At 43.6% G+C, this 15,871-nt stretch carries 14 protein-coding genes; 13 read left to right on the top strand and 1 reads right to left on the bottom strand.

Annotated features, from left to right (window positions below; translation table 11 throughout):
- Nucleotides 1–96 precede the first annotated feature (96 nt).
- Both GV030_RS01465 and GV030_RS01460 read left to right on the top strand, forming a co-directional pair.
- Complete coding sequence (locus tag GV030_RS01465) at nucleotides 97–552, top strand: GNAT family N-acetyltransferase (RefSeq protein WP_159579091.1); 456 nt, start codon at nucleotides 97–99, stop codon at nucleotides 550–552.
- Nucleotides 553–672: 120 nt separating this feature from the next.
- Nucleotides 673–1,536, top strand: a complete 864-nt coding sequence (locus tag GV030_RS01460; RefSeq protein WP_159579089.1) for a protein-glutamine glutaminase family protein — start codon at nucleotides 673–675, stop codon at nucleotides 1,534–1,536.
- A 6-nt stretch (nucleotides 1,537–1,542) separates the two neighbouring features.
- On the opposite strand, the gene GV030_RS01455 is transcribed toward GV030_RS01460, so the two are convergent.
- Complete coding sequence (locus GV030_RS01455) at nucleotides 1,543–2,538, bottom strand: hypothetical protein (RefSeq protein ID WP_159579087.1); 996 nt, start codon at nucleotides 2,536–2,538, stop codon at nucleotides 1,543–1,545.
- Nucleotides 2,539–2,679: 141 nt separating this feature from the next.
- On the opposite strand from GV030_RS01455, the gene GV030_RS01450 reads away from it, so the two are divergent.
- The 11 genes from GV030_RS01450 (at nucleotide 2,680) to GV030_RS01400 (ending at nucleotide 15,797) form a co-directional block, all read left to right on the top strand.
- Entirely contained in the window at nucleotides 2,680–4,866 is a 2,187-nt protein-coding gene (locus tag GV030_RS01450) for a radical SAM protein (protein ID WP_159579085.1), read from the top strand.
- Nucleotides 4,867–5,101: 235 nt separating this feature from the next.
- Nucleotides 5,102–6,022, top strand: a complete 921-nt coding sequence (locus GV030_RS01445) for a hypothetical protein (protein WP_159579083.1) — start codon at nucleotides 5,102–5,104, stop codon at nucleotides 6,020–6,022.
- A gap of 112 nt (nucleotides 6,023–6,134) precedes the next feature.
- On the top strand, nucleotides 6,135–7,193 hold the full coding sequence (locus tag GV030_RS01440; protein ID WP_159579081.1) for a hypothetical protein: 1,059 nt from the start codon (nucleotides 6,135–6,137) through the stop codon (nucleotides 7,191–7,193).
- Nucleotides 7,194–7,347: 154 nt separating this feature from the next.
- Nucleotides 7,348–8,514 carry a hypothetical protein gene (locus GV030_RS01435; RefSeq protein ID WP_159579079.1) on the top strand — a complete coding sequence of 389 codons (1,167 nt, stop codon included), beginning with the start codon at nucleotides 7,348–7,350 and terminating at the stop codon, nucleotides 8,512–8,514.
- A gap of 599 nt (nucleotides 8,515–9,113) precedes the next feature.
- Nucleotides 9,114–9,935 carry a hypothetical protein gene (locus GV030_RS01430; protein ID WP_159579077.1) on the top strand — a complete coding sequence of 274 codons (822 nt, stop codon included), beginning with the start codon at nucleotides 9,114–9,116 and terminating at the stop codon, nucleotides 9,933–9,935.
- 370 nt (nucleotides 9,936–10,305) lie between these two features.
- Entirely contained in the window at nucleotides 10,306–11,247 is a 942-nt protein-coding gene (locus GV030_RS01425) for a hypothetical protein (RefSeq protein WP_159579075.1), read from the top strand.
- A gap of 94 nt (nucleotides 11,248–11,341) precedes the next feature.
- Nucleotides 11,342–12,211 (top strand): hypothetical protein, encoded by an 870-nt coding sequence (locus GV030_RS01420; RefSeq protein ID WP_159579073.1) that lies wholly within the window; start codon nucleotides 11,342–11,344, stop codon nucleotides 12,209–12,211.
- Between the two features lie 131 nt (nucleotides 12,212–12,342).
- The gene (locus GV030_RS01415) at nucleotides 12,343–12,909 is read left to right on the top strand and encodes a hypothetical protein (protein ID WP_159579071.1); all 567 of its coding nucleotides are present in this window, start codon (nucleotides 12,343–12,345) and stop codon (nucleotides 12,907–12,909) included.
- A 554-nt stretch (nucleotides 12,910–13,463) separates the two neighbouring features.
- On the top strand, nucleotides 13,464–13,904 hold the full coding sequence (locus GV030_RS01410; protein ID WP_159579069.1) for a hypothetical protein: 441 nt from the start codon (nucleotides 13,464–13,466) through the stop codon (nucleotides 13,902–13,904).
- A 276-nt stretch (nucleotides 13,905–14,180) separates the two neighbouring features.
- Nucleotides 14,181–14,915, top strand: a complete 735-nt coding sequence (locus tag GV030_RS01405; RefSeq protein ID WP_159579067.1) for a hypothetical protein — start codon at nucleotides 14,181–14,183, stop codon at nucleotides 14,913–14,915.
- A 276-nt stretch (nucleotides 14,916–15,191) separates the two neighbouring features.
- Entirely contained in the window at nucleotides 15,192–15,797 is a 606-nt protein-coding gene (locus GV030_RS01400) for a hypothetical protein (RefSeq protein WP_221413265.1), read from the top strand.
- Nucleotides 15,798–15,871: the final 74 nt, after the last annotated feature.

Here is a 15,871-nt window from a genome sequence, read left to right as displayed (position 1 = left end):
ACTGGCCTGAGATTTGATCACCAAACTTGTGATCACTTTATGATGAACTAAAAAATTTTTTTTTGAACCCTCAATCCAACCAAGAGTCGCCAAGTCATGACCACACTTTTTCGCACCAACGCCCAACATGCTGATTTCATAGAACTTGTCAGCCAGCTGGATGCCGACCTGGCCGTCAGAGACGGACGGGACCATGCGTTTTACCATCAGTTCAATCAAATAGATCAGATCAAATATGCCGTGGTGGCTTATCTGGATGATCAGCCATGTGGGTGTGGCGCCATCAAACAACTGGACCCGAAAACCATGGAAGTGAAGCGCATGTTTGTGAAGCCGCAACACCGTGGAAAGAAAATGGCGTTTCAGATCCTCAATGAGCTGGAGCAGTGGGCTGCCGAACTGGGCTTTGATCGCTGTGTATTGGAAACCGGCTATAAACAGCCTGAGGCCATTTCTCTTTATGAAAAAAGCGGCTACCAGATCATTCCCAACTATGGCCAATATGCCGGTATAGCCAATAGTGTCTGCTTTGAAAAGCGGCTCAAAGAATAAGCCCTTTATGATCATCACCTCATAAAAATAAAAGGAGGATTCGGTCTCAGGAAAGCGTAGCTTTGCAGTCATCAAGCTAATCCTCATGACCACAAGTTTTACACCTTCTTTCCGTTTCGCATGATCCCTTCTGTTCATGCTCCGCTCATCAGTCCTGAAGACTACGAACTCCTGCTCGGTGCCAAACCACCTACCCCAGAGCTTACTCCCATTTCTTTTGCCGAAAGGGAGGAACTTCTGGACCTTGTGATTGCTGAAAACATAGAATACCGATACATCAATGGATCGTGTGAAGACCGGGCGCATTACATCTCCCTGCTCCTGAAAAAACATCAGGTGACTGCTGGTAAAATCTGGAATTTCGCACCTGCCAGGTATTCCCTCTCCTCGGATGAGCTCTTCAATATGACCGACCCGTTGGGAATTTCTGAAAATACCACCTGGGGCTACCACGTAGCACCTTTCCTCACGGCCTACAATGAACAAGGGGAAATAGAAACACTGGTGATCGATCAGTCACTGAGTGCAGATGCGCTCCTGACTATAGACGAGTGGCTTGCCCTCATGAACTGTCCCCGGTCTATTTACCTGCTCACAGATGCAGACAGCTACCTGTTTTTTTCGCTCAACAACTACCTGATGCAGGACGAGTCAGCTCCTGCGGATGAGTGGCCGGCCTTTCTCCCCTCTATTATCACCGGCAACTTCTGGAACCTGGCCCCTGGTGATGATTACGTACAAAAAGGACTCTCCATCAATGACCTGGCCCTGGAGATCTTTAGCATCAAAAATCAGTTGCCAGCGCACGAAGAGGCTTATCTGCATGAACTCCTGAAAAACATTGATGATGTCATCCGGCTCACCGAAGTGGCAAAGCCTGCTGAACTGTCATCCAAGACCTATCGAAGCTTGATCAGCTACTACGACCAGCGCTATGCGCACTGGAACGACCGTGTGGCGCATACCCAGGCGTGCCTCAACTAGCTGAATTCAATCTACTGCGTAACTTTTGAAATGTCGCTCTTTGATGCGGGTTCTGTAATCTGTGATGAGCGCACTGTAGCTCCCCACTCCCAGTCCGGGTGTCACGTAGTAGTAGATCTTTCCATCGGAGGCATCTGCGATAACATGCGTGTCAATGCTCCCGCGCTCACCCGGTGTACTCACGATCTGTAGATAGGCATAGCTGGCATCCCTGGCCAAAATAGCCTCACGGATCACAGATGGATCGACTAGCTGCACAGGATATGGATATACCTCAGCGAGCTCTTCAGCGGTTACCTTCGGGTCCACGTCATTCTGATCGATGAGGAGAATCTTATCCTTCAGCTTCGGGTTATTCGCCTCTATCTGTTTGGGCATTTTGCTCATCTTGTTTTCACCATCAGCGGCCAGGTACCTCAGGAGGTACTGGATCTGCTGTACACCATAGACCGCACCCGACAATGAAGGATAAACAGAAGGAAGAAACACACTGACCAGCGGTTTGGTATCAGAAATCTCCAGCGTGGTAATTTCCCTGGATAGCACCGTATATTTTGAGGTGTGATTATAGGTCAGTTCTCCAGTGGAGGAAGTGCGCCACCCGGCCGGGTCGCCATCGGAGCCACTCACCAGTCCTATTCGCTCATACTCCAGGTACTGACCAAAACTGATTAGCAGGTATTGATCGGGATTTTTCTCTATGAGGTCGAAGGCTGTGGACTCCGGGTGAAACTCTACCTTCTCGGTCAAATCCCAAAAGTTCTCCAACGCATATCTGAGGGCAAAATTGCGCCCCGCTATTTGGTTTTGATAATCCTCCAGTGCTTTGGGATACTTCTTACTGAGCTTGGATACTATTTTGGGATCGGGCTCCTCCAGCACGAGCAGCAGTGTGGAGTTCTTAATCTTCTCGACATCTTTCTGGTCGGTATTGAGAAATTGGGCGTTGGCTGCTACGGAAAGTACATACAGCAGACATACAGACCCTAGTAATCTGGTCATAGGCGAATCATTATTTTAGGCACATCGAAGGTAGAAAAATATCCGCATCAGTCATAAGCAATTGATTGATAATGGAAGAATGCTGAGTATTTCTTACCGATCCAACTCTTTCAAGTAGTTTTGTAAGCGATCCCTACGGCCTTGAAAGACATTCTCCTCATCACTCCCCCATTCACTCAGCTCAATACGCCCTATCCGGCTACTCCCTACCTGAAAGGCTTCCTCAACACGATCGGACTAGAAGCATACCAGATGGACCTGGGCATGGAGGTGATTCTGGCGCTTTTCTCTAAGGATGGCCTGCAAAATCTATTCGCCGAAGCGGAAAATGACCAGACTGACTGGTCTGAAAACGCCCTCAGGATTTTTGCTCTACAAGAAGACTACCAGCATACCATCACGGACACCATGGCTTTCCTGCAAGGGAAAAATCCATCCTTCGCCAGGCAGATCTGCTCCGGGCAGTACCTCCCCCAAGCCAGCAGGTTTGACCAGCCCGATGAACTCGACTGGGCCTTTGGCTCCATGGGCTTTCAGGACAAAGCCAAACACCTGGCCACCCTGTACCTGGAGGACCTTTCAGACTTCATAGTGGAGTGCGTGGATGAAAACTTTGGATTTAGCCGCTATGCCGAGCGGCTGGGACGAAGTGCCAACTCCTTTGATGAACTCTATGCGCACCTGCAGCAGCCGCCAACTTTTATAGACCAACTTACCATACAGCTCCTGAAAGAGCTACTGGAGCCGCATACGCCTCAGCTCATTTGTTTTTCCGTCCCCTTTCCGGGAAATCTGTACAGTGCTTTCAGGTGTGCGCAGTGGATCAAAAGCCATTATCCCCATACCAAAATCGCCATGGGTGGCGGCTTTCCCAATACCGAACTAAGAAGCCTCTCCGATCCGCGGGTCTTCAGCTTCTTTGACTACATCACCCTGGACGATGGGGAGCTGCCCATAGAGCTGATCGCTGAGCAAACGCTCCATCCTGACCGGAGTGTTTTACTGAAAAGAACCTTCCTTTTGGAAAACGGGAAAGTAGTCTACCAGAACTCCTCTCCCCGGCCCGACTACAAGCAAACGGCAGTAGGCACCCCGGACTATTCTGACCTGCCACTCTCAGAGTACATCTCTGTGATAGAAATGGCCAACCCCATGCATAGCCTGTGGAGTGATGGCCGCTGGAACAAACTCACCATGGCCCATGGGTGCTACTGGGGTAAATGCACCTTTTGTGACATCTCTCTGGACTACATCCGCCTGTACGAACCCATCGCCGCACGCACGCTGGTAGACCGTATGGAGGCCATGATCGCTCAGACAGGCGAAAAGGGCTTTCATTTTGTGGATGAGGCCGCACCGCCAGCGCTGATGCGCGAAGTGGCCCTGGAGCTCATCCGCAGAAAACTCAGTGTCACCTGGTGGACCAACATCCGGTTTGAGAAGAGCTTTACCCACGACCTGTGTGTACTCCTGAAGGCCTCCGGATGCATAGCGGTATCAGGCGGACTGGAAGTAGCCTCCGACCGGCTGCTACAGCTCATAGACAAAGGCGTGACCGTGGAGCAAGTGGCCAGGGTGACCAGCCACTTCACCGATGCGGGCATGATGGTACATGCCTACCTCATGTATGGCTACCCTACCCAAACCGTACAGGAGACCATCGACAGCCTGGAGATGGTACGCCAGCTCTTCGAACTTGGCGTGATGCAGTCGGGCTTCTGGCATCAGTTTGCACTCACCGCCCACAGCCCGGTAGGGCTCAACCCGGATGCCTACGGTATCCAGCCAGTGCACAACGACATCTCCTTTGCCAACAACGACATTCAGTTTAGTGATCGCACGGGTATAGACCATGGTCAGTTTAGCTTTGGGTTGAAAAAATCCCTGTACAACTACATGCACGGTATCGGGTTTGAGCTGCCCCTGCAGGAGTGGTTTGATTTCAAAATCCCACGGACTTCCGTCAAAAGGGATTTCATAGAAAACTGCCTGGAGACCGACACAGAGTACCTGATCCGACCTACTGCCAGGATCCTCTGGCTGGGCGGAACGCCGGCGATCAGCTACTCCTCCCGAACCAAGAAAGGGAAAACCAAAGAAATGATGCACCTGACCATCCAGACCCGAACGGATGCCCTGCAGGTGAACCTGGAAAAACCGAAAGGACAGTGGCTGCTGGCGCAACTGGCGCAGCTCACTCCGAACCACCCTGCCCGCACCCTGGCACAGCTGAAGGCCGGCTATGACGCGGAGTTTGGAGCGTTTGAGCAGTTTTGGTACTCCAAGCCCATCGACCTGCTGCGAGACCATGGCCTGCTGGCGTTGTAAGGCAAAGGAATAAATTCCTGTTCGTGCCCAAACCAAGAAGTCGACAAAAAAGGAAGAACAACTCAACACGGAAGATCGACCCCAAAGCAATCGCCACGCCCTATAGCTAACAATGGTTTGTTCAGGTAGTAAAAATTGGTAGATTTGGGATAAGGCGGCTTGCAGCTATAGGAGGTTGAGAGTCGGTTGTTTGATCAGTACTGAATATCAAAATCACCATTTTAAACAAAGGATTATGGAAAAAATATTATTCCTAATTATAGCAATCATGATTACTTATGCCTCGCAAGCACAGCATGATGAAACTATAAATGGAACAACATTTAAGACAAATGGGAATGTAGGTATTGGAACATCAAACCCAAGCGGGCAATGGGGTGAAAAACTTCATGTTTTTTCTTCCAACTCTAACAACGGAATTAAGATAGAGCGAGGCGATGGAGCTTCGGGTTCATTTTTAGCCTATCAAAATGCTGTGTATCTAGGTTCAGGGTCTAGTCATAATTTGGGATTTTTAATAGGCGGTACTACCAAGGTACTTCTAAATACAAACGGAATTCTAGGAATTGGTACAACTACTCCATCTACCCAGTGGGGTGAAAAGCTACACGTACATTCAAATAACTCAAACACTGGCATAAAAATAGGACGTGGTGACGGGGCGTGGGGATCATTCCTTGCCTATGAAGATGGAGTTTATCTAGGATCTGGTTCAGTCCACAAACTCGGTTTTCTAATTGGTGGACAGACAAAATTACTAATCAATCAAACAGGAGATGTAGGTATCGGAACGACCTCACCAGATGCCAAACTTGCAGTAAATGGCACGATTCATACAAAAGAGGTCAGAGTTGATTTAAATGGTTGGTCAGATTTTGTTTTTGAAAAAGATTACGAACTTCTAACCCTTGAAGAAGTCGAACAACATATAAACGAAAATGGTCATCTCCCTGAAATCCCAAGTGAGGCCGAAGTAACTGAGAATGGGATCAACTTAGGTGAAATGAACGCAAAACTGCTTCAGAAGATTGAGGAATTGACACTTCACCTTATCCAGGAGCACAAAAACACCCAAGAACTTTCTAAGAAGATAGAAAGGTTAGAAAATGAACTCACCACTCTGAAAAATGAGCAAAAGGCCAAAACAAGCGATTAATTAAAAAGGGGCTTTCATCATTGAAACTGAATACAAAACAGAAAGCCAATAGCTTCTTACCGGTATGAGTATTTGAATTGTGTAATGCTCGCCAATCAAAATCTTCCAAATTATGAAAAAAACAATTCTACTTCTAATACCCATTGCCCTTAGTCATTTCGCGCATGCTCAGTGGGTAAATGATGAAAATAATTACACCTCCGGTCAGTTGGCGATCGGATCATCAGCAACATGGGCTCCTCTTACCATTAACAGTGTTTCTGGAGCTAATGGTAACGTTGGAGTTTCATTGGCTTTCGATGGTACAATTCATCCCGAAATTGGGTATAGGTTTAAAGCAAATGGTTCAAATTACTATCAAGTATTATACAATGGTAGCCATATCATGTGGAAGCATTATGAAAGTAGTAATTATGTACCTAAAATGTCACTCTCTAATGAGGGCAATTTAGGTTTAGGAGTTGCTAGCCCATCAAGTTCACTTGACATTTTGACTAAATCGGTTAGTGGTGGTGAACATCTAATTAAATTGAAAGTATCAGATGCTACTACTGACTATTTAACAATTCAAAACAACACCGGAACGGGTGGACAATTCATTCCAGCCATAGTGGGTTTCCATGAGTCGGATAACAGACTAGCACTGAGATTAACTGCATCAACCTCCTCATCAACTGATAACGGAAGCAATGCATTAATGATTTTTGACTCTAGACAAATCAATGGGAGTTCTCATTCAGCAATATCTGCCCGACCTCTTTTTCAATGGTCCAATTTCACTGATGCAAAAATGACCATGCTTGCAAATGGGAATTTAGGTTTGGGGACTGAATCTCCTGATTCCAAACTTGCAGTAAATGGTACAATTCATACGAAGGAGGTCAGAGTTGATTTAAATGGTTGGTCAGACTTTGTCTTTGCAAATGATTATAAATTACCAACTCTGAAAGAAGTAGAAACATACATCTCAGAAAACAAACATCTTCCAGAAATCCCAAGTGAAGCGGAGGTATCTGAGAACGGGATAAATCTCGGAGAAATGAACGCCAAACTGCTTCAGAAGATAGAAGAGATTACGCTTTACCTTATCGACCAGAGCAAGCAAATTCAAGCTCAGCAAACTGAGATTGAAGCTTTAAAAAACGAAATAGATCAACTCAAAACCGAATAAAAGATCATAACAAAAAATATAAAGTGAACGTACTTGTGAGCTATTTTCAACTGCTTCTGCAATTAATACTTTCGACCTCTTGAAAAACATAAGTGCACACATCATAAATCTCTATATCAGTATCCTAAATGAAATTCTAACAAAAAATTAAGACATGAAAAACAGTTTCTCCGCGCTTATCATTTTCCTATTCGTCAATCAAGCATTTGGGCAGTGGACTTCAACAGGAGACAATGCTACTCAAGGCTCCATAAAGGTTAAGAATTACTTGCTTTTTGATGCTGATGGAGATTTCTCTGGAGCAAATTATTTTACTATACAAGATGATGCATCGGGTGACTTTCTAAGAATAGGTCGAGGTTTCGATCATAACTTAGTAATAACCAGTAATGGATATATCGGCATAGGTAAAACAAATCCAACTGAACCACTTCATATTTTAGATGTTTCCGGATCATTTACTTTTGGTCGACCAGGGAGTGAAATGAACAATCGATTTACCATTGATGCCGCCTCTGGATATGAAAATCAAATATATTTCAGATCAAGACCCGGAAGGATATTTACCTCCTCAGGACAAAACCTAACCCTTGGCAATTCATCAACAGCAAATAATCTTGTTATTTCAGGGAGTACAGGAAATATTGGAATTGGGACAATTTCTCCGGATTTCAAACTTGACGTTAACGGTTCTTTGAGGCTTGGTATAGACGATAATTCAGGGATGAGCATTTCTAGATTCACTTCTGCATTGACTGATGTCCCGGGTAGCACTGGTGGTATTCTCTTTAAAGGACCAGTTCACTCACATATCGTTTTTGATGTGCAAGGGAATGATCCACATGATGGGTTTTACATTCGTGTCCCTGATGTGCTTCAGGTGAATCCTACTGTTAACACGACGGCATTTGTAGTTAAGGCTAATGGGAATGTTGGTATTGGCACTGACCCAAGTGAAAAACTGACTGTAGATGGTAAAATCAGAAGTGAGGAGATAAAGGTTGAGATTGTTAATGGCCCTGACTATGTTTTCGAATCGGATTATGAACTAAGAACTCTTAAAGACACCAAGGAATATATAATCGCAAATAAGCACTTACCTGAAATTCCATCCGCCAAGGAAATGGAGACCGAAGGAGTCGATCTGGGAGACATGAACATGAAGCTTTTGAGGAAGATCGAAGAACTAACACTTTATCAGATTGAGCTGCTAGAAAAACTGGAACAGCAGAGTGCCAGAATGGCTGAACTGGAAACTTCGAATATCCGAATCAATGAACTGGAGAAGAAAATGCTTGAATTGATGAGTACGCAAGAATGAGCTAAGAGAAATATAACAAGCACTTCTCTCTTTATTGAAATTGCTTCCAACCAGATAAGCCGACGAGGTTAATCTCCTCCCCAATGGAATCAGAAACCCGCGCTGAATGGCCATTATTTTATAACCGTTCACCCCCGATGAGATTCCCGCATACGCTGACGCCCCCCTGAATGATGGCCAGTTCGTTATTGCGAGTGCCCGATGCCTCGAGTCAAGCAATCTTCCACCAGGCCTCCTATGTGTCGGTCGTTACTATCATTTTATCCTTCGACACGGAAGTTTGCAACCGCCGGCTCAGGATGACAACCAACCGTTCATAACCGCCTATCGGGATATAGGCCACAAGTGGACATGCGTTGGCTTTGTAACCCTGCTCCGTCGAAGGGTAAGACAAAGCCCTGATCTTATGGAGATGCCCCCAACAAACCCATCTGATAATTAACAGCAAATTCCTCGTCTTCCGGATAACCTCCCCTATAGCCAATAATGGTTTGTTCAGATCTTAAAATCCGCTAGATTTGGTATAAGACCGCTCACAGCTATAGGAGGCTATTAGTCGGTTGTTATGATCAATTTCTGAACCTCAAAACTACAACAATATGAAAAAACTGTTATTCATTTTACTCTTACTACCTGTCACTGTTTTTGGTCAACGATATAAAGAACAGATAAACTTCAATGCCGCAGGCGATCAACAAGTGGCTCTTGGAAAGTTCATAATTGGAGCAGCAATACGCGTTGAGTGCCAGATTTCTGGTGGATGGGCTGAAGATGGAGGAATCTACCATATTGCAGCTGACTGGGGCAATCAACCTAAAGTTGTTTACAGAGGCGAAAGCTCGATCTCAACTCGACTTAAATTTCATGGTTATGTTGATCCCTCCTCAAATTCATTTGTATATCTCTTTGCAAGTTGGGATAACCAATCACCAAGTGAAAGCTCGGCTAACAATTTAAAGCTAACAATTTACTCTGAAGGATTCTTCGATACAAATGCTATAGGAACTTTCAGTAATGCTCAAGAGTTAGAAAACGTCTTAATTGTTCAATCAAACACCGGTAATGTTGGAATTGGGACAACTAGCCCTGACTCCAAACTCTCTGTGAACGGAACAGTTCACACCAAAGAGGTGAAAGTTGACCTCATTGGATGGTCAGACTTTGTTTTTGAGAAGGAGTATGAACTTCTAACCCTTGAAGAAGTCGAACAACATATAAACGAAAATGGTCATCTCCCTGAAATCCCAAGTGAAGCAGAAGTAACTGAAAACGGGATAAATCTCGGAGAAATGGATGCCAAACTGCTTCAGAAGATCGAAGAACTAACGCTTTACATGATAGACATAAACAAGCAGGTTCAACAATTAACGTTGGAAAATCAAGAACTGAAAGAAAAGGTTCAGAGCCTTGAAAACCAATAAAGATCATAATCGAGTAGATGAGCGATTATGCCAACCGGTGCGACAGGTTTGACTATATCAACTACAATAACCAGGCATCCCTCAAACTGGACCTCCTGCAAAGGCACTTGGCACTCCCTATCCTGTGGACGTTGGTTGGTGTGCTCCCTCACCCGACTGTTACAGCCTCAGTATCCAGTTCCTGTTCCTTTGAACCAAGGGTTAAAGTCTCACTTCATTTGGGCATTACCTCATGTGATCCAACCTTGAGACTTACAAGTGACTAGGGACACGACACCCGCTCACAAGGGACTTTAACTCTATGGAATAATTGGTATCTTAGACACCAAATACATGATGGCAGACATGCCAAATTTTAAATTCTAGAGCTATGAAATATGGAAGCATTTTACTTGTCACAATTCTGTGTATGCTATCAGTGCAGTCTATTGCGCAAGACAACCAAACAATAAATGGGATATTGACGGTGAATACCTCAGGAACATCAAATACCATTAGAGTTGAAAATGATATAGCCGGTGAAGAAGCAACAATTAGATTTAGAAGCAAACCTAGCAATGGTTCGGGGTGGCTACATTCAGACATTTCATCTTTCGCTACAGGTTATAATACTGGGTTTTTGGGATTTAAAGTGCCTCACAACAATACATTTGGATCAGGTTTCGACATGATAATTAATCACTCTGGGAATGTTGGAATTGGAACAATCACACCATCAGATAAGCTCCATTTAGTGGGTTCAAATCCTACACTTAGGCTTTCTAGTTCTACTTATTATGGAGGAACAGGAAACGATCTTAATGCCGTTATAAGCACAATAAAATTCAGCAACAGGGACGACAATCACAATTACAGGGCAGAAATCAGAGGATTACTGACCGGAGGCTGGGCTACTAGTGTCGGCTTGGCTTTCACAACACATTCTGGTGGGGAACAAGTAGAGCGCATGAGAATAAATCATGATGGCACTGTGGGGATTGGAACAGCTAATACTTTTGGCTATCAACTTGCCGTTAACGGGACTATCGGTTCAACAGAAGTGAAAGTAGAAAACACGAGCGCTTGGCCTGATTTTGTTTTTGATAATGGTTATGACCTCTTGACTCTCGAAGAAGTGGAGCAATATATTTATGATAAAGGTCATCTCCCTGAAATCCCAAGTGAGGCCGAAGTAACTGAGAACGGGATAAATCTAGGGGAGATGAACGCAAAACTGCTTCAGAAGATTGAGGAATTGACACTTTATCTCATTGAACAGAATAAAGAAATCAAAGAACTTAAAGAAAAGGTTAATCGCCTTGAAAACGAATAAAAAATCAGAACAAAACCAATCGGCACCTGCCAAACTCCTAGCGCATACCTACTAGCTTGTTATCATGCTTCAAAATTCGAAAATCACTATCAGAATGAAACAATTATTAACACTAATTCTCACCTTAGGCGTTGTTTATATTGCCCAAGCACAATTTACGGAAGATCTATCAGGCACATTAAACACAACTGACAAGGTCAATATAAAAAGTGGACGATTAAACGTATTTAGAGATTCGGATAATTGGGGGATAATATACTCTAAGCATTTCGATAGTCCTGCTAATCAATCATTACATTTAAACTATTACGGAACGGGACCTACAATTATAGGAACTGGAGGAGGTGATCTCTATGTCCAGAACAATGCAATATTTAACGGAAACATTTTAATCAAAAACAATCAATTTATTAGAGGAGAAAGGTCTGGAGGAGGAGTAAGTAACTTAATTGGATATAACCCTGTTGAATCAGGAAATCATATATTGGCTTTCTCTGAATATTCAAGTGTACCTAGTGAAGTTAGGATTTACACCCCAACCGATCAAAACCAGGGTGTCAGTATATATAGTGACAAAAGATTAGTTTTCTTTAGAAATGATGGCAATGTTGGAATAGGTGTGGATAGCCCGAATAACAAGCTTTCGGTAAACGGAACTATTTGGGCAAAAGAAGTTAAAGTATCCATGACAGATGCAGCAGACTGGGTGTTCGAAGATGGTTATGAATTGAAATCTTTAGACGAAGTAGAAAAATTCGTGAGACTAAACAAGCACCTTCCAGATTTGCCCTCAGCTGATGAATTTCGTGAGAATGACTTAAATGTAGCCGATATGGATAATAAACTGCTTCAAAAAATCGAGGAACTAACGCTGTATATGATCGATATGAACAAGCGTATGAATCAACTCGAAATTGAAAATTCAGAGCTCAAAGGGAAAGTTCAACTTCTTGAAAATAAATGACATAATAAGACGAAACCAAGGCTTGAAAATTTCAAAGTACTTGTGTCCTTGGAGCTATAACCCGCAATGGATAGTGTGGGTCTGATACGTTGTGAGCTCCTTTTCCGGCGCAGCAAATTCATTAATTTAGTGTGTTAGCCAGGGGCGCACTCAGTCCCTTACATGGGCGATATGATCAACAATATGACCTCAGATTAGTATTTGTTTTAGCAACCCTTACCAACTTTCAAATCGCTCTTGCATGTGACTGTAAGGAACAAGGTGGCTTAAAAGAAGCTCAAAAAAGCAATTATGAAGATAGCGAACTCATCTTCATGGGGCGCGTAATCGAACTGAATGATGATGGAACTTTCAAATTCGAGATTCTGGAAACCTTTAAAGGGTCTGAGCGGAAATATATTGAGCTTAAACAGACTCATTTATGTTCAATATTACCCAGCGAAGATGAAGAATACTGGCTAGTATATATTGACGACCTTAAGAACAAAGAATCAGCAATAACATCTTCATGCGGGCTATCTAGAAGTTTTAGATATCCTTATCTAATGAACGTTAACGACCTCCCCCCGCCACCACCATCCACAGATGCTTTTCTTCAACTCGAATCTGAAATTATGATGTCCGAACACCGAACTAAATCGCTAGAAATTCTCAAGGGTGAAATTGAGCAACTGAGAAAATGGAAAAGCGGAAAATGAGCGTATCGGGTAGGCGGCCAAGTCACCCCGATGAGATTCCCGCATACGCGGGAATGACTTTCCCCCCCGAATGACGACCATTTCGTCCATGCAGGTGCCCGATGCCTATCGGGGTGAAGCAATCCTCCGCCAGACCCCCTATTTGTCGGTCGTTGCTTCACTTTATCCTTCGACACGGCAGTTTGCAACTGCCTGCTCAGGATGACAAGCGGCACGGCAGTCGGTAACTGTCTGCTCAGAGGACAAGCAACCCTTCATAAACGTGAATTCGGGATATAGGCCCATAAGTGGACATCCGCTGGCTTTGTCACCCTGAGCTCCGTCGAAGGGTAAGACAAAGCCCTGATCTTATGGAGATGTATCCAACAAACCCATCTGATAATTAACAGCAAATCCCTCATCTTCCGGATAACCTCCCCTATAGCTAACAATGGTTTGTTCAGGTGCTAAAAATTGGTAGATTTGGTAGAAGGCTAACAATCAGGGGTGGTTGTTAGTCGGTTGTTACATGGCATTCGCGAACGAGCAAGTGAATCAATCAAACCCAAGGCAAAATGAAATATTTCTTAAAACCTTCAGTAATCGGAATTCTCTTTGTTGCACTTTTTTTCGGGAACTGTTCAGAACCGAAGAAGAAACAGGAAACAACAAAACCAGTTGTAAAGACTGAACCAGAACCTGCTGGCCTAACGGATGAACAAAAGACCTTCATTAAAGAACGGTTTCAACAATATGCTGAGGTGAAGGCGAAATTTGACAAAACCAAAAAATCCGATGGCGTTCAAATTGGCGAACTCAACAGATCATTAAGAGAACTTGGTGAATTTCCAAGCTGGTTTTCGAAGAACACTCCTGAAATTCGTTATTTAAAATTGGTCAAGTCCTTTGTAACTGACATGGGAAATGCACTAGCAACGAGGAACGACCAACTTCTGGAAATAGCTCGGAACGATTACGACAAATACTCGAAAGACCTTCAAAACATGCTGGAATAGACGCCATGTAACAGACGCTGATCGGTTATATGTCTCCCGATAGCTCTCGGGAGTGCCTTCTGAAGGTGCATCGGGACTCGCCCGCTACACCGCCCATTCTGACACATCATCGCCTGTCCCGCCTTCCTTCTTTCTGGACTTAGACTTGCAGAGCGCAGTGCTTTCTGATACTTTGAATGCACCCCTTTGCCAGGCGCGGCAGGTTTCACTACTTTAGTACCATTAACCAAGCTCGTGCCACAAAGCATTTTACCTGATCGGATACAGATTATACACATGAAGCCACTACATTTCATTTTCACATTCATGGCTCTCCTCGCTTTTTCCTGCGAACGAACATCCAACTTCAATGATAAACTTCTTAAACAACTGGCCGAGCTCAACTCTAACAGAATCAATAACTTCATTGAAACAACTGAACAAATGGGAGTCCCATATGCCGGTGTTAAACGAATGGATCTATTCCTTAGTGATTGGCATAAAGTCATTAAGGAGCACCTGAGCTTGGATTCAATTCCAACCGCAACAATCAACGACCATATTAATAGACTTGAAAAACAAAGGTGGGATGATGATGCAGATGTTCTTATCGACCTATTTAAGCGGAATTTGGACAAATCTGATGTTACATCAGTTGTCCTAAATGAAATTGAACTTTTGGACAGATCACTTGAACTTTTAAACTCAAACTTCCGACTTTTCGACATTGCCTTACCTGTTGTTGTTGGAGACCGAAACTTAAAACTAAACCAGACCGATACTCTAAAATTTGTCTTTCAGGGAGTATCAAGGTATTTACGGAACATTGTCTATTTTGGGAAAATAGACGAGCTCATGGAGTCAACTGAAGGGATAGAAGAGGCTACAGAGTTTTCAAACAAACTCTTCGCAAACTATCATGTGATCAAAGCAACTGAACGTGGACAACACGAACTGACAGGAGTAATGGTTATGTTTGATAGGGGCGAAGAACTCAAGCTACCATTTAGATACGTTTATACAGTAGAATAACGATCTGTAAGTGCCTTCTGGCCGATTTCAGTGCAACCTACTCTGCCCATTCTGGAAGTTCACCGCTCGTCTGAGGTTCTGGATCTAGACTTTCACAACACAGTATTTCAAAGAAACAGTTGTGTGGGTGGCGCAGCTTTGCTAGTTTAGTTTTCCATCAGCTGATCTCGGAACATCCACACTTTTGCTGATCGAGTTTATATGCGAATACTGCTCATTGTCCTCCTTCAGTTTACACTATGTGCGCTTGCCAATGCTCAGGAACTTCATATTATAATGTCAAAAAAGGCATTCCTTTATGACATAAGGATTAAAAAGAGAGACGTACTTAGATACTCTGATAAAGTTTTAATTAAACGGCACGGCTTTCTCACCGTCAGTGGGGCATCCTCAAAACCAATGAAACTCGATGAGGGAATGTATGAGATAGGTGTGGAGTATCAAAAGCATCTTGAAAGATATCAAGAACATGATCGCATATTGAATCAATTAAAGTCATTGGGACTTGAGGACTGCCAATTTCCCTATGAGATCGTCCCAGTAAGTCATAATGCCCATAAACTATCGGGCAGAATAGAAATTGAAAAGGATTCAACAGTTAGTGAAACGTATAACAATACATTTTCCGTTGTTAACACAAACGAACGGAAATCAGTACAGGTCAACTGGACAAATCCTGATGAGAAATACCAAGAGAAATACTATATACTAGTTGAAGATCTTTTTGGAGATTTCTATGAACTCATTGAGACTGATGAAGACAATTTTCACTTCGATTTGTCCAACTATATCTCAGAATCTATTCCAATCTTATTCTTCACAATAATTGCAGAAGATTGCCGGGAAAGTTATCCAACAGCAGTAAGGTTAAGAATGGAATAACAACCAAGTCCGGCATTTGAAAAACTCAGCTATTTTAGACAACTTTAAAAACACGACAAGTCTCACACATGAAC

The organism is Marinoscillum sp. 108, from assembly GCF_902506655.1.
Lineage (GTDB): Bacteria > Bacteroidota > Bacteroidia > Cytophagales > Cyclobacteriaceae > Marinoscillum > Marinoscillum luteum.
Note: the sequence above shows the minus strand (reverse complement) of the source record. Positions and strands in the feature narration are given on the sequence as shown.